General features: G+C 53.5%; 17 protein-coding genes. 7 read left to right on the top strand and 10 right to left on the bottom strand.

The annotated features are described in order from the left end of the window. On the top strand, positions 1-184 hold a 184-nt coding region (locus tag AUQ43_RS20605), incomplete at its 5' end, for a hypothetical protein (RefSeq protein ID WP_232310730.1). 150 nt (positions 185-334) lie between these two features. Here AUQ43_RS20605 and AUQ43_RS17450 read toward each other — a convergent pair. The 6 genes from AUQ43_RS17450 to katG form a co-directional block, all read right to left on the bottom strand. Beyond that, positions 335-1,477: an amidohydrolase family protein gene (locus AUQ43_RS17450; protein ID WP_062957585.1), complete on the bottom strand. Its 1,143-nt coding sequence runs from the start codon at positions 1,475-1,477 to the stop codon at positions 335-337. 337 nt (positions 1,478-1,814) lie between these two features. Then, positions 1,815-2,333, bottom strand: a complete 519-nt coding sequence (locus AUQ43_RS17445; protein WP_232310729.1) for an isoprenylcysteine carboxylmethyltransferase family protein — start codon at positions 2,331-2,333, stop codon at positions 1,815-1,817. Positions 2,334-2,803: 470 nt separating this feature from the next. Then, a complete protein-coding gene (locus AUQ43_RS17435; protein ID WP_062957582.1) occupies positions 2,804-3,709 on the bottom strand; it encodes a hypothetical protein in 906 nt (301 codons plus the stop codon). A 25-nt stretch (positions 3,710-3,734) separates the two neighbouring features. Beyond that, positions 3,735-5,063, bottom strand: a complete 1,329-nt coding sequence (locus AUQ43_RS17430; RefSeq protein ID WP_062957581.1) for a hypothetical protein — start codon at positions 5,061-5,063, stop codon at positions 3,735-3,737. Positions 5,064-5,072: 9 nt separating this feature from the next. After that, positions 5,073-5,978 (bottom strand): hypothetical protein, encoded by a 906-nt coding sequence (locus AUQ43_RS17425; protein WP_147250468.1) that lies wholly within the window; start codon positions 5,976-5,978, stop codon positions 5,073-5,075. A 451-nt stretch (positions 5,979-6,429) separates the two neighbouring features. Next, positions 6,430-8,613, bottom strand: a complete 2,184-nt coding sequence (gene katG / locus AUQ43_RS17420) for a catalase/peroxidase HPI (RefSeq protein WP_062957579.1) — start codon at positions 8,611-8,613, stop codon at positions 6,430-6,432. A 480-nt stretch (positions 8,614-9,093) separates the two neighbouring features. Between katG and AUQ43_RS17415 the strand changes: the two genes are divergently transcribed. From AUQ43_RS17415 to AUQ43_RS17395, 5 genes are all read left to right on the top strand, one after another. After that, positions 9,094-10,083 (top strand): 2-dehydro-3-deoxygalactonokinase, encoded by a 990-nt coding sequence (locus tag AUQ43_RS17415; protein ID WP_232310728.1) that lies wholly within the window; start codon positions 9,094-9,096, stop codon positions 10,081-10,083. Positions 10,084-10,086: 3 nt separating this feature from the next. Beyond that, positions 10,087-10,743 carry a 2-dehydro-3-deoxy-6-phosphogalactonate aldolase gene (locus AUQ43_RS17410; RefSeq protein ID WP_062957577.1) on the top strand — a complete coding sequence of 219 codons (657 nt, stop codon included), beginning with the start codon at positions 10,087-10,089 and terminating at the stop codon, positions 10,741-10,743. Positions 10,744-10,865: 122 nt separating this feature from the next. Next, complete coding sequence (locus AUQ43_RS17405; RefSeq protein ID WP_062957576.1) at positions 10,866-11,645, top strand: SDR family oxidoreductase; 780 nt, start codon at positions 10,866-10,868, stop codon at positions 11,643-11,645. 159 nt (positions 11,646-11,804) lie between these two features. Further along, positions 11,805-12,077, top strand: a complete 273-nt coding sequence (locus AUQ43_RS17400) for a GIY-YIG nuclease family protein (RefSeq protein ID WP_062957575.1) — start codon at positions 11,805-11,807, stop codon at positions 12,075-12,077. Between the two features lie 285 nt (positions 12,078-12,362). Then, positions 12,363-12,710, top strand: a complete 348-nt coding sequence (locus AUQ43_RS17395; protein ID WP_062957574.1) for a hypothetical protein — start codon at positions 12,363-12,365, stop codon at positions 12,708-12,710. 60 nt (positions 12,711-12,770) lie between these two features. Here AUQ43_RS17395 and AUQ43_RS17390 read toward each other — a convergent pair whose 3' ends face one another. The 4 genes from AUQ43_RS17390 to AUQ43_RS20380 form a co-directional block, all read right to left on the bottom strand. Next, on the bottom strand, positions 12,771-13,874 hold the full coding sequence (locus AUQ43_RS17390) for an ABC transporter substrate-binding protein (RefSeq protein ID WP_062957573.1): 1,104 nt from the start codon (positions 13,872-13,874) through the stop codon (positions 12,771-12,773). A gap of 172 nt (positions 13,875-14,046) precedes the next feature. After that, entirely contained in the window at positions 14,047-14,685 is a 639-nt protein-coding gene (locus tag AUQ43_RS17385; protein ID WP_062957572.1) for a CDP-alcohol phosphatidyltransferase family protein, read from the bottom strand. Between the two features lie 107 nt (positions 14,686-14,792). Continuing rightward, positions 14,793-15,728 carry a glucosaminidase domain-containing protein gene (locus AUQ43_RS17380; protein ID WP_062957571.1) on the bottom strand — a complete coding sequence of 312 codons (936 nt, stop codon included), beginning with the start codon at positions 15,726-15,728 and terminating at the stop codon, positions 14,793-14,795. A gap of 75 nt (positions 15,729-15,803) precedes the next feature. Next, positions 15,804-16,130 carry an aspartate/glutamate racemase family protein gene (locus tag AUQ43_RS20380; protein WP_232310734.1) on the bottom strand — a complete coding sequence of 109 codons (327 nt, stop codon included), beginning with the start codon at positions 16,128-16,130 and terminating at the stop codon, positions 15,804-15,806. 71 nt (positions 16,131-16,201) lie between these two features. Between AUQ43_RS20380 and AUQ43_RS17370 the strand changes: the two genes are divergently transcribed. Next, positions 16,202-16,489, top strand: coding sequence for a TRAP transporter large permease subunit (locus AUQ43_RS17370; protein WP_062957569.1), 288 nt, complete (start codon positions 16,202-16,204; stop codon positions 16,487-16,489). Positions 16,490-16,507 lie beyond the last annotated feature (18 nt).

The following is a 16,507-nucleotide window of genomic DNA, read 5'->3' as shown; positions in this document are numbered from 1 at the left end:
TATCCGTTACCAGCTCGCCCTTGTGGCGGGCTTTTTTAATGTTCGATTGTCGGGTGCATGCGGATTGGGACATCGCAAACAGGCCATAGCCTGTTTGCAGGTTCTTTGCGAAGGCCTTTGGCCGAAGCTGGCGGAGCCCGAAGGGCGGAGACTAATCCTGCCCCCGAAACCACTTCTGGTATAAATCGCTTCTTTGCGAGATATAACAACGCCCTAGATCAAAACACCCCGCTTGGCGAACCCGAGCGGGGTGTTTGTCTTTGCTGTAGCCCTGTTTCTTTTAGGCCTCATACAACTCGTTGTTGTTAAAGGCGTGTGGGGTTGGGAAGAGGTATCAGACCTTTATGCCGAACAGTTTTTGCGCATTCCGGAACGCAATTTTTTCCTTGGCTTCACGGGGCAGATCCACTGCCCGAAACCAGTCGGTTCCCTGCTTCATGTCTGCAAACGGATAATCGGTTCCAAACATCACACGATCCACACTGATGTATTTCAACAAAAGATGAAGCAGTTCATCCTGGAAAAATGCGCTGGTTGTGTACCAGAAATTGTCACTGAAGTACTGGCCGATGGGCTTGTTCAGGGAGCCTTCGGTCACATCGCCCAAATCTTCGGCGATACGCTCAAAGAAGAACGGAAGGCCTTCTCCCATATGGCCGATGATCATTTGCAGTTTGGGGAATCTGTCGAACGTTCCTGTCATGATCAGTCGAAGACATTGCGTAAGCACCTCCTGGTGCCAACCATATCCGGAACCACTGAGAATGTAGTCCTGATATTCGTCATTATATCCTGGCCGCATGATGCGGTAGTAAATGTCGAAGACTTCCTTGGGCGGGAAGCCCGGATGTAGGTATATCGGGACATCAAGTGCCTCGGCCCGCGCCAGAAGGGGTTCAAAATCGGGATGGTCGAGAAACTTTTTGCCAATGAAGCCATTGGTCATGGCGCCGACAAATCCATCTTCGCGAACGGCGCGTTCCAGTTCGTCGGCTGATGCGGCCGGGTCCTGTAGCGGCAGGGTTGCAAAGGCCTGGAACCGCCCCGGATAGGTGACCATCGGGCCGGTGGCAATCATCTTGTTGAGGCGATAGGCAAAATCGATGCCTTCCTGACCAGCGAGATCCTGCACGCCGGGCGTATGTGCCGAAAGGATCTGCATATTGATCCCTGCCTGATCCATGTCACCGATGCGGCCGGGGCCAAGTTCGGCAAGACCGGTTTCCCTGAGGTATTCCACGTGATCATCGTTAATCGCATTCAGCGCGATCAGTTCGTCGGTGGTATAGGTCTCTTCGGTGGCGATAAAGGGCAGGTCGTGGTCTCGCAAGGCAATGGTCGATTTTTCTGCCGCAGTGGTGTCGGCGGCATTGGCGTGTGCGGCCAATCCGGCACCAACACCAAGGGCCGCCGCACCACTTAGAAAGCTGCGGCGTCCTATTGCGAGGTTCCCTTGAGGATTTTCGGTCGGTTTCATATCAATTTCTACTCCGCTATTATGTTGTGCAGTTCGGGGGGCTTTCGTCATCATCGTTCTTGGGATCGAACATTTGTGACGGTAGCCCGGTAGGCCTAAACCCAATGGAAAGGGCGGGCGATTCATTCAGATGGCCTTGTGTGGATCGACTTATGTGCGTCCACGTCTGAGCAAATATCGGATCAACAGGCAAAAGTCCTGCTATTGCTGGGGGTGGGGCAGATCGCAAAATCGTAGCGCGGGATAAAGGACAAGCTGTCTTTCAGCCGCTCAACCGCTTCGGGCAGCCGCTCAACCGCTTCGGGCTAAACCGGGAGACCTTATTCAGGTTTGGCACTTAGGGCAGATAGATCACAGGTATCAGCCATCCCTTTTCCTGCATCACTTTGATGCCTTCCAATACCGGTCCGGCAGCCAGAAACCACATCGCATCGCGCGTCGTGGTCAAAAACAGTGACGGCTTGCACAGCAGTGTTTCTTCATCCTGCCAGCGAAACCAGGTCGGCCGAAAACGCGGCACAGTATTGGTATAGCGGCGGAATGCCTTGCCAAAACGTTCTGACAACAGCACCTCTTCTTGCAAGACCACATTGCGAAACACCATCCAGCACACGCCCGCAAACAAACTGGCGAGCACGATGCTGCCGGTCTGGGCTCCGACACCAAACGCCCCGATTATGCTGAAAAGATAAAGTGGATTACGGCAGCTTGAATAAGGCCCGGTGGTGACAAGCTCTGTGTTCTTGCGCCCGCCGATATAAAGGGAGCACCAGCCACGTCCGATGATGCATACGTAAATCGCAAATAGCCCAACGGCTTCGATCATGTCGTGAAGCGCGCTCTGCCGATCGGTCAAGGACCGAGATCCGGCGACGAGTACCAAAAGAACCAAAACACCAAGCCGAAGAATACGTTTTCTTCGGCGCTGTATAGTTCGCATGCCGGCATCATCCGGGGGCGTTCCCGACACCGCATTACCGGCAGAACGGAGTGCTGTAGGGGGGATCATAAAGTTCACTCTTGCCAAATCAAACTGCGGTTACTTCTAGCGTTAACAGGTTGATTGTGGCGTCCAGTGCTTCACATCCGGTCGTTCGGTTGCGAACTCAAACTTGCTCAGTCCGCCTTTCGACAACGTTTCTGGTGTGTATCAGGGGCCGACATTTCGGCTTTGCATGCCCCTGAGAATGCCCGTGAGTTGGGCAAGCGCAAGGTTGACCCCGTCTTTATCCTGCAGCGAACGGACAGTTAAGATGGGCTTTGGAAAAGTTAGCAATTTTAAGCCAAAGTTCGAGACCGCGCGCAGACTGCGCTGGTCCGGCATGCTCATTCCTCAACCACCCCATCGACAACACCCGCCTCCATCAGCTCCGCCACCTCCGGGAACCAGATCCCGGTATGCGGTGTGAGGAAGACTTGCTCGAGGAAGCTCTCGGCAATGCCCTGGCTGCGATAGAAGGTGATTTCCTTTTCCTGCTGGCCCTTGATGTCATACAGCGGGACGGGGTAGTCGAGATCGATCTTGTATTGATGGAAGCCCAGCCGGCCATTGGGGCCGAGGTAACGTTTGGCACCACCGATAAAGGCGGTCGTGCAGGCGGAGCTGCAGGCCTCAAACACATAGGTGTCCAAGCCCCGGTCGCGGATCAGGAAGCCGACACCGCGCCCCTCATAGACATGCCCGCCATCACTGTGCAGGACGATGCCGGTGACACCCGGATTTTCATCAAGCAAGGCGGCCAATCGCTGCGCCATGCCAAGGGCAAAGATACCAGTGATGTGAATACGGGTGTTATCCGGACTGAGGGTCAGCGCATACTGGCTGGCGCGGGCATCTTCAAGCTCGGTCAGATTGACCGGAATAAACCGCTCCGGGGCGAGGGCACGGAAAGAGGCCGCGATACTGAGCACGGTAAAGACCAGACAAAGCCCGATCACCCCATAGGTCACAACGGTCCAGATATTGGCAAGAATGCTTGATTGATGTTGGGTGGCGCGCAGCACGCCGACCACCTGCCAGACAAAAACAACGCCATGAAAAAAAAGAATAAACGCAATCGTCGCGATCAGCGCCGGGATGCGATCAGGGATATAGGGCGGCAGCGTATAGCGATCGGCAAACAGGATCAGAGCGCGGATCAGGATCAGGTTGACGGCCAGCGCGAATAACAGCGCGTGCTTTCCTTGCCAGTGATCCCGAACATACTTTATGTGCCTATCATCGAGTAGCACTTACGAGTTGCTCCGAGGTGCCGGATTATGCAGGGACATGCACATCTTTTACTCTTCGTGGATCTATAAATAGTGGACGCCAATTTATGGTCTTTCCGTTAAGCGAAACAGGTCCATCTAGCCAAAGTAAAGGTAGGCAGACTTTTGGAATGCTGTGAGAAAGTAAAATAGCAGAGCCAAACCTGCCACCGCCAAGCGAGTATTTGTCTATCTGCTCGTCGGTGGGGTTCTCGCATCCTTTTCTTCGTAGCCAATGTCTTACAAGTTGCCGGCCGATTTCTCGACATGCATCTTTGTCTCGATCAGTCCATTGGTGTCGTGAAAACACCGCGGGAGTTACGTGCTTGTGTAATTCTTCAAAATAATCGTCAGGGGAGAGCCCCTCTCCATACTGAAGTGGGGTGGGAAGGTCTTGGTCAAGAAAATAGATTAGTTGAGAGTTATTGGTGTCAATATATAGCTTCTCGTGAAGTCCTGAATGCCTAATCGCATGGCGCGCGATCCGTAGTCCAAAGTCAGTAATAATGGCAAACTTGAACTGAATACGAGGTAGTGACGAAATATCGGACATTGCATTGAGGTGATTGCAAAACTCATACCCGCTCCATAGTGCATCTTCATAAACGACGAGTTCATGGCAGTTTGAGTCAGGAAACTTGATGGTTTTGGCTACTTCATCCCATTCCGCAGGTGGGAGATTATCCTGAGTTAGGTGCGTTATATCATTGTCAATAGTTTGCCAACTTCCACCTTGGTCACCATCAGCGATTACACAGTGTTGTTGCTTTTGTCCTATGGAATCACTCTTTCCTTTGATGAAAGCTTTCTGCGCAACAGTGATTTTGTTCAAGGACTCAACACGAAGCTGTGATGCGATCATCCGTCCAATAGTCGGGTGTTGAAGTTGTCCAAACTGCTGATGCCAAGTTTCTAGCTTTGTTGTCTGGTAGTTGTATCTTGAAATTTGATCTGTCGCATACGTACGCCAGTGCGAATTATTTTCCATTATATGATTCGTCATTCTTGTTCGAATTGTTTTTATGGAAACATGCCGAATCAGAGACTTAAAATTGGCTTCGTGGTTTAGTTGAGACTCAAGCGTTTTAACGTTGCACTTTACATTGCGGTCTAAAATTACACTAAATTCAGTGTTGTGGATCACGCCTGCAGATTCGATTGCTTCAATAAAATGCTTGGTCAGGGCATCTTGGTATCCTCCTTTTTCCAATTTTTCAGGTGGTGAGAAAATCGATACATGCGTCTCTGCCAGTTGGCTGGTCTTATCGTGGAGTTCTTGAGTGATATTTTGGCTTTCTTGTGTTGAAACAATGATAAACAGCCATGGGTCACTCATTGGAATATTCTATCCTGATAGAATGGTTTTCTTTTTTAAGACGTCAATGGCGGTGCCAATCGTAATGGGCATCGAGCGTATCTCGTCGTCTCTCATGATTTTGATCGCTTCAAGTGCAAAAGTACGTGCGTTTATCGCTGGTTCTGAGGAAGCGAGGCTAGATCGCTCACTAAGATGAGTTTCAGCATGGTTAGCCGATGCTGTAAGTTTTCTTTGCTCGTAGGAGTGATGTTGAGATAAATGTAATTCACGAATTAAGTCAGACTTTTGTTCGATGCTCAAGTCAAAATTGTCTATTCGTTGCTTGAATACATCCGTAAGTTTCTCAATCCGAAATTTTCCCCAGCGTTTATAGTCTTCCGGAAATTCAGTTCGAAGGATCGATATCCAGTTGTTAAAGCTGAGATGGCTTCCGTCATCATTCATCAATTTTTCAAGGGATTCTGTGGGTAAGGTCTTGTGGAAGTGATCCCTTATCCGGTCATGTTCTTCTTCAGAAACTTTTTGTATTTCGGACAGAGGGGAGTTTTGGTCCGGAGCATCATCCTGAACGCGAATGGTTAGACTCTGAGGGTCAATAACTAAATGTTGCTCTGACGCTGGACTGACAAAAGTTTTCCAAAGGCTGCGTTCGGATGGTGCTGTGTGCTTATCTGATTGGCTACCTAAAATCTCGAATAGTGTATCGCCGCCTTGGTTTCCGATGCGCTGGAGAATTCCAGATAAGTATTTTTCGATAAAAGTCGATAGAGCCCCCGGTCCAGTGAGTATGCCAACCGTTTCTCGTATGTTCAATTCAGGAGCCGCTTTTTTAATTTGTTCGTTGACTCGGCTACCCGTTATCTCTCGATAGGGGTATGCAAGTAGTGCGTTGGTTATTTGTGGGATAAAATCTTCGGTGCGTTCATCGCTCATGGCTGCGTCCTCTGCAAAGAAATGAGGCATCGCCCACATGTTTGTGGGCGATGCATAAATTTCTGTCGCATCAGCTATTTAAGCTGATGAGGAGCTAGCTAGCATGGGTCTCACTCCATGCCGCGTCTTACTCAGTGGACATTCTAAGCAGACAGTTGGTACAAATGATGCCCAGAGAATTCTACAAACTGTTCCCTATATCTTGGAATTCCTGCGTACAACTATCTCCTAGAGAAGTCATACTTTTGCGGGAGCAATCTGCTATATTCCACCAACAATTGCGAAGTTAATCCTTCGTTCCGTAAATAGCAAGAGATTTATACTTCACGTTTTCAATGCATTAGCGGCAAAATCATTGCCTTGGTTTACTCTTGGTTCTGGTTTGAAGCAAATCCACATACAGCTTGCTCCCCACTACTACCATACGCACATGAGGAGCAAGCACAGGAGTTCACGCCAGATCAAAGCGATCAGCGTTCATGACTTTTACCCAAGCGGCGACGAAGTCCTTGACGAACTTCTCGTGGTTGTCGTCCTGGGCGTAGACTTCGGCATAGGCGCGCAGGATCGAGTTGGAACCAAACACCAGATCCACGCGGGTGGCGGTGTATTTGGTTTCGCCGGACTTGCGATCAACGATGTTATAGAGGTTGTCGCCGGCCGGTTTCCAGCTGTAGCCCATGTCGGTCAGGTTGACGAAGAAGTCATTCGTCAGAACACCTTCGCGATCGGTGAAGACACCGTGTTTGGTGCCGCCATGGTTGGTACCGAGCGCCCGCATACCACCGATCAGGCAGGTCATTTCATGGGCGGTCAGGCCCATGAGCTGTGCCCGATCCAGCAGCATTTCTTCCGGTGAGACGACATAGTCCTTTTTCGACCAGTTGCGGAAACCGTCCGCCAGCGGTTCGAGCACATCGAAGCTGTCGGCATCGGTCATTTCGTCCGTTGCATCCCCGCGGCCCGGTGCGAACGGGACGGTGATGTTAACCCCGGCATCACGGGCGGCCTTTTCAACCGCAGCCGTACCGGCGAGCACGATGAGATCAGCCATCGAGACTTTCTTGGCAAGGCCAGCCTGGAAGTCCTCAAGCGCCTTGAGAACCTTGGCAAGGCGTGCGGGTTCGTTGCCTTCCCAGTCCTTCTGCGGGGCAAGACGGATGCGTGCGCCATTGGCACCACCACGACGGTCCGACCCACGGAAGGTGCGGGCACTGTCCCAGGCGGTGTTGATCAGATCGGTCGGGGACAGGCTGAGACCGAGCAGCTTGGATTTGAGATCGGCGATCTCGGCATCGCTCAGGGTGTAATCAACAGCCGGGATCGGGTCCTGCCAGATGAGGTCTTCTTTCGGCACATCCGGGCCGAGATAGCAGGCCTTCGGGCCCATATCACGGTGGGTCAGTTTGAACCATGCACGGGCAAAGCAATCGGAGAAATAGTCAAAGTCATTATTGAATTTCTCGATGATCGCACGATAGGTCGGGTCCATCTTCATGGCCATGTCGGCATCGGTCATGATCGGCATGCGGCGGATTGACGGATCTTCCACGTCAACCGGCATGTCTTCTTCTTTGATGCCGATCGGTTCCCACTGGTTGGCACCGGCCGGGCTTTTCTTGAGCTCCCACTCATAACCCAGCAGCAGCTTGCAATAGCCGTTATCCCACTTGGTCGGATGGGTGGTCCAGGCGCCTTCGATGCCAGACGTCACGGTATCGCGGCCAATGCCACGCTTGGTGTGGTTCATCCAGCCAAAGCCCTGTTCATGGACATCGGCGGCTTCGGGTTCGGCTTCAAGCAGGTCGGCATTACCGTTGCCATGCGTTTTACCAACCGTGTGACCACCGACCGTGAGGGCCGCGGTTTCTTCGTCATCCATTGCCATGCGGGCAAAGGTTTCACGCACCTGGGCGGCGGTCTTGAGCGGATCGGGCTGACCATTGACCCCTTCCGGGTTCACATAGATCAGGCCCATCTGGACCGCGGCCAGCGGGTTTTCCATGGTGTCAGGCTTGGAGACATCGTCATAACGATTGTCAGATGGTGCCAGCCATTCGCGTTCGGCACCCCAATAGGTGTCCTTTTCCGGGTGCCAGATATCTTCACGGCCACCGCCAAAGCCAAAGACCTTAAGGCCCATCGACTCATAGGCCATGGTGCCGGCCAGAATGATCAAATCAGCCCAGGAAAGCTTGTTGCCGTATTTCTTTTTGATCGGCCAGAGAAGACGGCGCGCCTTATCCAGGTTGGTGTTGTCAGGCCAGGAGTTCAGCGGGGCGAAACGAAGGTTGCCCTTGCCGCCACCACCCCGGCCATCGGCCAAGCGGTAAGAACCGGCAGAGTGCCATGCCATACGGATCATCAGCCCGCCATAATGGCCCCAGTCGGCCGGCCACCAGTCCTGGCTGTCGGTCATGAGGTTTTTGATGTCGGTCTTGACGGCTTCAAGGTCGAGCTTTTTGAATTCTTCGGCATAGTTGAAGTCTTCACCATAGGGGTTCACCTTGGTGTCGTGCTGGTGAAGAATGTCGAGATTAAGCGTCTTTGGCCACCAGTCGCTTACTGATTTGCCCGTCTCGGTCATGCCACCATGCATTACCGGACATTTCCCTGCGGTATGTTTTCCGTCCATTTTTTCTCTCTCCGTCGTGGCTGAGATGTTTTAAACAGCTCCTGGACCCGTATCGCGTCGCAGTAGGGTGCTGTGACTTCGTTCTGGCAAACAACAAATTCCTATCCGTTGTTTACGGCACCCTTTGGTCGTTTCTCCCTGAATTGATTTAACCAAAACCGGCGTGATGAAATCAGATAATATGCGTTAAGGTTTCATGTTGTAGGTAATGCTCAACTCAAAGATCGCAACATGACACGGTATGTTCAATCCGATGCGATGGGGTTTCCCATCAATGTATGAAGGCTACCAACAGCAAGTATGATAGGGGAAATAGTTATTTTATGTGTTTACGATAGTTTTTTACGATGATTATTTCGTGGGTTTGCGCGGTCATGGTGTTTGGGGATGGGCTCTGTGATTGACCGGGGATGCTGCAAATTGTATGAGGAATAAAACGCCGCGACAGGTCGCGGAAAACAATTATCAAAGGGCAGGGCGTTGAACGCTTCTTCACAGAATTTAAGCACGACCATGGGGGATCTTTCATGGATCGCGGTTGATTGGGGGACGTCCAATCTTCGGGTTTGGGGGCTGGATGATAGCGGTAACATCCTTGGTACCGTTGAAAGCCCGCTTGGCATGAATGCGATTGCCAGCGATCCGAAACTTTCATTTGAAACCGTTTTGGTCGGTTTGATCGAGGATTGGCTGGCGGCGGATGCGGCAAAGCTGCCTGTGGTGATTTGTGGCATGGCCGGGGCCAAGCAAGGCTGGCTGGAAGCGCCTTATTGCGATGTGCCGGCACGGCCTTCGGATCTGGCACAGGGGGCGGTTGCACCAAAGGTGAGTGATCCTCGCATTTCTGTTTTTATCCTGCCGGGTCTGTGTCAGCGCGGCGATGCCGATGTTATGCGCGGCGAGGAAACCCAGCTGGTCGGCTTTATGGCCGGACATCCTGAATTTTCCGGGTGGGTCTGTCTGCCCGGAACCCATTCGAAATGGGCCCGGGTTTCAGACGGCAGGATCACCGCGTTTCGCACCTATATGAGTGGTGAAGTCTTTGCGCTGTTATCACAAAACTCCATATTGCAGCATTCGGTGAATGACGGCTGGGACGATGGTGCCTTTGCCGATGCGGTAAGGCGCGCAGCCACACAGCCGACGGCATTCTTGCATAGCTTGTTTGGCGTGCGGGCCGGGGCACTTGTCGCGCCCGCCGGTGGTTCGGTGCCGCCGGGGGCATCGGTTTTGTCGGGAACCGTGATTGGTACGGAGGTCGCGGATGTTCTTGGCCTGCTGCAGCCGGGCGAGAATATAGCCCTGATCGGGGCGGGCAAGCTGGCGTCGCTGTATCAGGCGGCCTTGGCCGTGCATCATCACAAGGCCGATCTGCAGGACGGGGCGGCAATTACGCTTGCCGGTCTGCGTCAGGCGTATGGCACACTTATTTCGGCCTCAACGGCCTCATCGGCCTCAAAGGAAAATTGATCCATGGCACCCTCCTATGTCGCAGAACAGATTACCGATGCCACAACTGGCAAAAATCACCGTCGCCTGATTGCGATCCTGCGCGGTGTGCAGCCCCATGAGGCCACCGATATGGCGCGCGCGCTGGTCGAAGCCGGGATCACGATGATCGAGGTGCCGCTAAATTCCCCCGAACCGCTTAAAAGCATTTCTGCGATGAAAGAGGCGGTCGGGGAGGCCGCGATGATCGGGGCGGGCACGGTTTTGACGATTGATGATGTTGCCAATGTAAAGGCGGCGAATGGTGAATTTGTCGTATCGCCCAACTGCGATATCGAGGTGATCGCCAAAACCAAGGAACTTGGTATGGGCTCCTGGCCCGGTGTTTTGACGCCCACCGAATGCTTTGCCGCGATCAAGGCCGGGGCAGACGGGCTTAAGATTTTCCCGGCCAGCATCATCGGCGCTGAGGGCATCAAGGCAATGCGCGCTGTCTTGCCAAAAGATGTGCCGGTTTATGCCGTTGGCGGTGTCGGCCCGGATGATTTTAGCGTCTATGCCAAGGCGGGCTGCGATGGCTTTGGCCTTGGTTCGGGCATCTATAAGCCCGGCATGACGGCGGGCGATGTGTCAAAGGCGGCGATTGCCTATGTCAGCGCGCATGATGCTGTGTTTGGCTGAAGGGCCCGTTCCGGAACATTCGGTTTTGAAATGATTCCAAATTATGGAAGTGCGTTTGACCCTTGGGGGCTTGCGGGCTAAATTCCTGCCATTGTCTGAATTCCTGAACATGGGAGGATCCATTGGATCTTGGAATCAAGGGCCGGAAGGCCATCGTTTGTGCCTCATCCAAGGGGCTTGGTCGTGGCTGCGCGATCAAACTGGCCGAAGCCGGTGTTGATCTTGTGCTCAATGCGCGTTCCGAAGGGCCGCTGAACGAAACTGCGGAATATATCCGTGATACCTATGGCGTGAATGTCACAACGGTCGCCTGCGACATCACAACCGAAGAAGGCCGTAACAAGGTTCTGGCGGCTGTCGATGCGCCGGATATTCTTGTCAACAATGCCGGTGGCCCACCCCCGGGTGTGTGGTCCGACTGGGGCCAGAAGGAATGGGAAGCCGCCGTTCAGTCGAACATGCTCACCCCGATCCTGCTGGCGACCGCGGTTCTGCCGGGCATGATTTCGCGCCAGTGGGGCCGGATTGTGAATATCACGTCGGGTTCGGTGAAATCACCAATCCCGCATCTGGGTCTTTCGAATGGTGCCCGTGCCGGTCTGACCGGCTTTGTCGCCGGGACCTCGCGCCAGGTGGCCAAGGATGGTGTGATCATGAACAACCTTTTGCCGGGCCAGCACGATACGGACCGTATCAACGCGCTGATGACCAACAAGTCAAAGGCAGAAGGCATTTCGCTGGAAGAAGCGCGCACCAAAACCCAGGCGGGTCTTCCCACGGGACGTTTTGGTGATCCGCTTGATTTCGGGGCGACCTGTGCCTTCATGTGCAGCGAACATGCGAAATTCATGGTCGGGCAGAACATCCTGCTTGATGGTGGTGCCTTCAACTCGACGCTTTAATTCGTCCCATGCTGGTCTGCAAACGGCTGGCTTCTGCGCTTCCGGTGCTCACGTACCTTAAGTACGCTGCGCGCCGGTTCTCGAAGTCAGCCGTTTTCGCCACAGCATGAAACGAATTCAGGTACGTGATGCAACAACGGCGATAGCGCGAGTTCATAGATGGCGTCATTCACCTTTGTTTATGTGCTGCGCGAATGTGATTTCAGGCCGGGGCAGGGCAAGGCCGCTTTGCCCCGGACCTATGTCGGCTGGTCAACCGATGTTGAGGCCCGTCTTGCCACCCATAATAGCGGCAAGGGGGCCAAGACCACCCGTGGTCGGCAGTGGGAACTGGTTTATGTCGAACGGTTCCGCACATTCGGGCAGGCGATGAGCCGCGAATGGCATCTTAAGCGGGATCGCAAGTTGCGCCGGATGCTGGCGGGCGGTTAGGCCGTTTTTGATGGTGCCCAAATCAGCACTTGCATCATCGCGCCAAGTAACAGATATGTCCCAGAGCCTGTTTCGATTAGCTTGCATAACTTTTGTTCGCGTTTGGCGAACCCGTCGGGCCGGGACATTCCTTAGCCCTGCAGCGTCAAGGGTCTTGACCGTAGCACCGCTACGCTCTGCGCCCCTTTCCTTGCTGCACAGAGGACTGCCCTTGGAAAAAAGCGGTACAAGCTAATCGCAACAGGCTCTAGCAAATAACGCATCTAAACCGGGGTATCATTCATCATGGCATTCGTTCGCAAAAATCCGCTGAAACTCAACAAGCTGCAGCTGCGCACTCTTGTGCTCGCACAGGTCATTGCCAAAGACCCCAATTCCGGGAAGATCGATGAGGCCACCGGCGAAGCAACGCTTCTGCGTGTGCCCCACGCCCATGGCGATCATGTTCATGTTGGCAAATTCACTGTGGCTGCGCGCGACGCCAGCGGTTTTGATAACCCGGCTGTTTGGGTCGCACTGACCCGCAAGGGACTGGTCAAGGAAGGTTATCCGGGCAGTATCGTTCTGACCAAGGAAGGCATGGAATATGATACCGGCCTTGGCGACCATTTCCTTGAGGAAAGTGATCACTAGGACTGGTCGCAAGGACCCTGACCAAGCCGATACGAAAAGCCCTGCAAAAGCAGGGCTTTTTTAGTCGACCCGGATGAACTTTCCGTCCTGAATGGCCACGAAATAGATGTTGCGATTGCCATCACCAAAGGCATCAAACACCAGTTCCTGATGCAACCCCTGTTGCGGCGGCAGGTTAGTCAGGGCGTCTGCAAGTGACTGTTCTGGGTGCTTGGTGCGCAGTGCGGCAAACAGAACCGTGGCAGCGTCATATGTCAGGACAGCCGTATAGCCGGGCTGGCGGCCAAACATATCACTGAAGTCTTTGATGAATTTCTGAAAGCGCGGATTGGTGTCATAGCGATCATAGGCCTGCACCAGTTGCAATCCTTCGACCGCCTCGCCCCCCAATTCAATCAGGGCCTGCGAGCCCGCCCATTCAGCCGCCGCCAACGGAATGTCGGGTGCCAGCTTGCGTATTTCCTGTGCCATGCGGGCGCCATCTGCGCTATTGGTGATCAGGACAATGGTATCAGGATTATTTCTCAGCAATTCGGCGGCTGCGCTGGCGTGTGTGGCATCGTCGACATTGATCCAGACCTTTGAAACCACGCGCCCGTCAAGGGCATCAAGTTCCAGAAGGAACTCACGATACCAGCTATCGGCGAATGCCTGATTTTGTCCGTCAAGCGCAAGAGCGACCCGTTCATGGCCCAACGCGATATAGCGTCGGGCATAAGCGCGCGCATTTTCGCGGGTCGTGGAGTTCATGCGAAACAGGTTGTCGCGAAAACCGGCAAAGTCGGCGGCAGAAATGGTGGGTGAAACTGTGACCACACCCAGTTCATTGATCACCGGCAGCATTGCCATTCCGATAGAACTGATGATCGGGCCAACAACCGCATCAACGCCCAGGCGTTTGAATTCACGAACGTGACTTTGGGCAATTTCTGGCGTTTTTTGATCGTCACGGGGGATGATTTCGACCATGCGGCCGTTAATGCCGTCTTCGCCATTAACTTGCTGGGCTGCGAGTTTCAGCGCATCAAGTGCGTCAGTACCTGCATCTGCACCGGGGCCGGACAGGCCGGCAATGAAGCCGATTTTGATCGGGCCTGACTGATCACAGGCAACCAGCAAAAAAGACCCGACAAGGGCAGCGCATAGAAACTTCAATGATCGCATTCTATTCCTTGCTGTTTTTCCCAAACGGTCGGGACGTTTGGCTTTTTCGGGCAACGGTTTGCTTTAACGTTTCCTGTCCGGGCGGGCAGGGGTACTTGATAAGCTCGATATGGCTGTTTCAGGAATGCGTTTCAAGCTGTTGCCATTGCACTAAAATTTATCAGTCCTGATTTTATGCAAAGTCACGTCTGGCCTCGCTGACACGCCCAAAGGTCGTCATCAGGCAAAGGGCGCCAAAAATGGCGGAAATTGTGTCAAACCAGGCTGGAAAAACACATATCAGGCATAAAACGAATATCGTCTCGCTGCCTTCGGTGATGCCGGTCAGAAAATAGAAGCTTTTTTTGCCCTGGCTTTGGTCGTCGTTCCGGCCCTGTTTGGCGGCAATGATCGCATACGCCAGAAAACTCGACCCGGTCCCGACGAAGCAGAAAATCAGGAAAGCAGCCATCAACGCGTGTTCCGGTCGACCGATGGCAAAGGCCAGAATGATGCCGGAATAAAACAGAAAATCCGATACGATGTCGTAATACCCGCCCAGGTCGCTTTCCTGACTTTTGGCACCGGGATGGCGTGATCGCGGGGCCGCGTGCCGGGCAACCGCACCATCCAGACCGTCCATGAAACGCGATGCAAGGATCAGCGCAAGGGCAGCGTAATCAAGGGTAAGCGCAAGGCAGACTGCCGCCAGAATGCCAAGCAAGAACCCGAACCCTGTGATCATGTTGGGGGTAATGCCCGTGCCCGAAAGCGAGCGCGCAATTGCATTCAGGGGCACATCGATCAGCGGGCGCAGGCGGGCGTCAAACATATGGTTTTTCCGGTTGATGCGTTGGAACGGCGACTATAGGCGCAAGTATGGCTTAATCAAAATCACCAGTTCGTTGGTTTCTGGTGAAGCAGAAGGCGCAGTCGTGCTTAGTCACCTTTCGGGATCAGATAGTAGTAGGGGCCGTCGTCAAGCACGGCATCGTCTGCGTGGCCAAGGTTGTTCTGGCGAATAACAGCCTTAACGTCCTTGATGTATTCTTCACCCCTTTCGGAATAGCGGGTCAGGGTCTCTGCAAGAGCGGTTCCCGAAAGCGGCTCTTCATTGGCGATCATTTTCGCGCGCTTGTCTCGAAATTCCTGATAGGCCGAACCTGTATTCAGGTTTTTCATATAGGCCCGAACAGACCCGAACGGCGTGTCGAACGCCGCGATCTTGTAATCACCAAGATGGCTGCGCTGTTCTTTTGGTGTGATGCCTTCGTCGCCATATGTCCACTGACCAAATAACGCATTGCCCAGGGCGGCAAAACGCGACGTTCCCCAGCCGCTTTCAATCGCCATCTGGGCCATGGCAAGGGATGCGGGAACCGGTGCAATGCGTTTTTCAAGCTCGGCAATTGTGGCGGGATCGTCGGGGGCGGTTTCAACACGGTATTGTTTGGCCAGTTCGGCAATGATGTCGCTGTCATTATTGTCGATGGCTTCGCGAAGTGCGCGTTGTTGCAGGGCGATTTCCTCGTTCGCAAGCAAGGTTAACGGTCCGAGTGTGCGAAAGAAGGTGCGTTTCTTTGCTTCGACCGTCAATTGATCGGCAAGTTCGTCACGCCAGACTGTCGGGATCGTTTGCAGGAAAAGGCGGGGGACAACACGTTCGCCAGCGTTCCATTGTTCCAGTGTGTAGTTCAGATCATCAAACAGGTGGGCCAGCTGATCATAGCCATGAATATTGACTTCGATGACGTCACGTTCGGCTGGTGGCGGTAAGGTTATATCGGCATGTGCCGTCTGGCCGACAATAACCACAGCTGACAGAACAAGGCCTGCAATCCACGTTTTTATTCGTGTAAGGGTGTTGTTTAACATGGCTTTTCTCCCGCACTTGGTTATGCGAAGTCTAACCCCAAGGGCATGTATTTACCATGTTTTGTCCAAGGCCGGTCAGGCGCGGGAAGAATGAAGCTTCTCGGCATATCGAATGGCACAGTCCAGGCCATCAAGGATCGGAACCGGCGATGTCGGTTGCAATTCGCGCTTCATCCCCGCTGTGACAGCACCACCCAGAATGATGATCTCGGCACCGTCTTCATGGACGGCTTTGTCGCTCATCTCGCGGAAGGCCGCGATTGTTCCATCGACGTCCGAATGTGCGCCCAAAACCCCCTGGTCATGTGCGCGTACACTCGCCAGTTGTCTGGTCTTGCCATATTTCTCGACAAGGGCCCGGATGGGGGGAATCCTGTTTCGTTCGCGCCTGTCCGAGGACATGTTCAAGGGACTGGCCCCATGGGTAAGCTGGTTGCCGGGGCGTTTGTTGCACGTCAATATTCTGTGGGGTGATGGTCGCCGTTGCTGGCTCGTCATCGGTGGCCTTGCCGATGATCCAGAGTGCCGGTCTCGATCCGATCTGGTTTGGCATCTATCTGGTGCTGGTGGTCGAGATATCGCAAATCACCCCACCGGTCGGCTTTAACCTGTTTGTTTTACAAAGCATGAGTGGCCGGGACATTCTGACCGTTACCAAGGCGTCATTGCCGTTCTTTTTCCTGCTTTTGTTTGGTTTGATCCTGATCACGATCTGGCCGGAAATCGCGACCTTCCTGCCCGGTTTGATGATCAACAGATAAATCAACGATGCAAAAACA

This window comes from Thalassospira sp. MCCC 1A01148, from assembly GCF_001613795.1.
Classification (GTDB): Bacteria; Pseudomonadota; Alphaproteobacteria; order Rhodospirillales; family Thalassospiraceae; genus Thalassospira.
The sequence above is the reverse complement of the archived record's forward strand: the minus strand, read 5'-3'. Positions and strand labels throughout refer to the sequence as shown.

Coding starts and splice junctions, on each gene's coding strand:
- AUQ43_RS17410 (WP_062957577.1), top strand. CDS start 10,087: ATGGCACCCTCCTATGTCGCAGAACAGATTACCGATGCCACAACTGGC.
- AUQ43_RS17395 (WP_062957574.1), top strand. CDS start 12,363: ATGGCATTCGTTCGCAAAAATCCGCTGAAACTCAACAAGCTGCAGCTG.
- AUQ43_RS17390 (WP_062957573.1), bottom strand. CDS start 13,874: ATGCGATCATTGAAGTTTCTATGCGCTGCCCTTGTCGGGTCTTTTTTG.
- AUQ43_RS17370 (WP_062957569.1), top strand. CDS start 16,202: ATGGTCGCCGTTGCTGGCTCGTCATCGGTGGCCTTGCCGATGATCCAG.
- AUQ43_RS17425 (WP_147250468.1), bottom strand. CDS start 5,978: ATGAGCGATGAACGCACCGAAGATTTTATCCCACAAATAACCAACGCA.
- AUQ43_RS17430 (WP_062957581.1), bottom strand. CDS start 5,063: ATGAGTGACCCATGGCTGTTTATCATTGTTTCAACACAAGAAAGCCAA.
- AUQ43_RS17400 (WP_062957575.1), top strand. CDS start 11,805: ATGGCGTCATTCACCTTTGTTTATGTGCTGCGCGAATGTGATTTCAGG.
- AUQ43_RS17380 (WP_062957571.1), bottom strand. CDS start 15,728: ATGTTAAACAACACCCTTACACGAATAAAAACGTGGATTGCAGGCCTT.
- AUQ43_RS17450 (WP_062957585.1), bottom strand. CDS start 1,477: ATGAAACCGACCGAAAATCCTCAAGGGAACCTCGCAATAGGACGCCGC.
- AUQ43_RS20380 (WP_232310734.1), bottom strand. CDS start 16,130: ATGTCCTCGGACAGGCGCGAACGAAACAGGATTCCCCCCATCCGGGCC.
- AUQ43_RS17385 (WP_062957572.1), bottom strand. CDS start 14,685: ATGTTTGACGCCCGCCTGCGCCCGCTGATCGATGTGCCCCTGAATGCA.
- katG (WP_062957579.1), bottom strand. CDS start 8,613: ATGGACGGAAAACATACCGCAGGGAAATGTCCGGTAATGCATGGTGGC.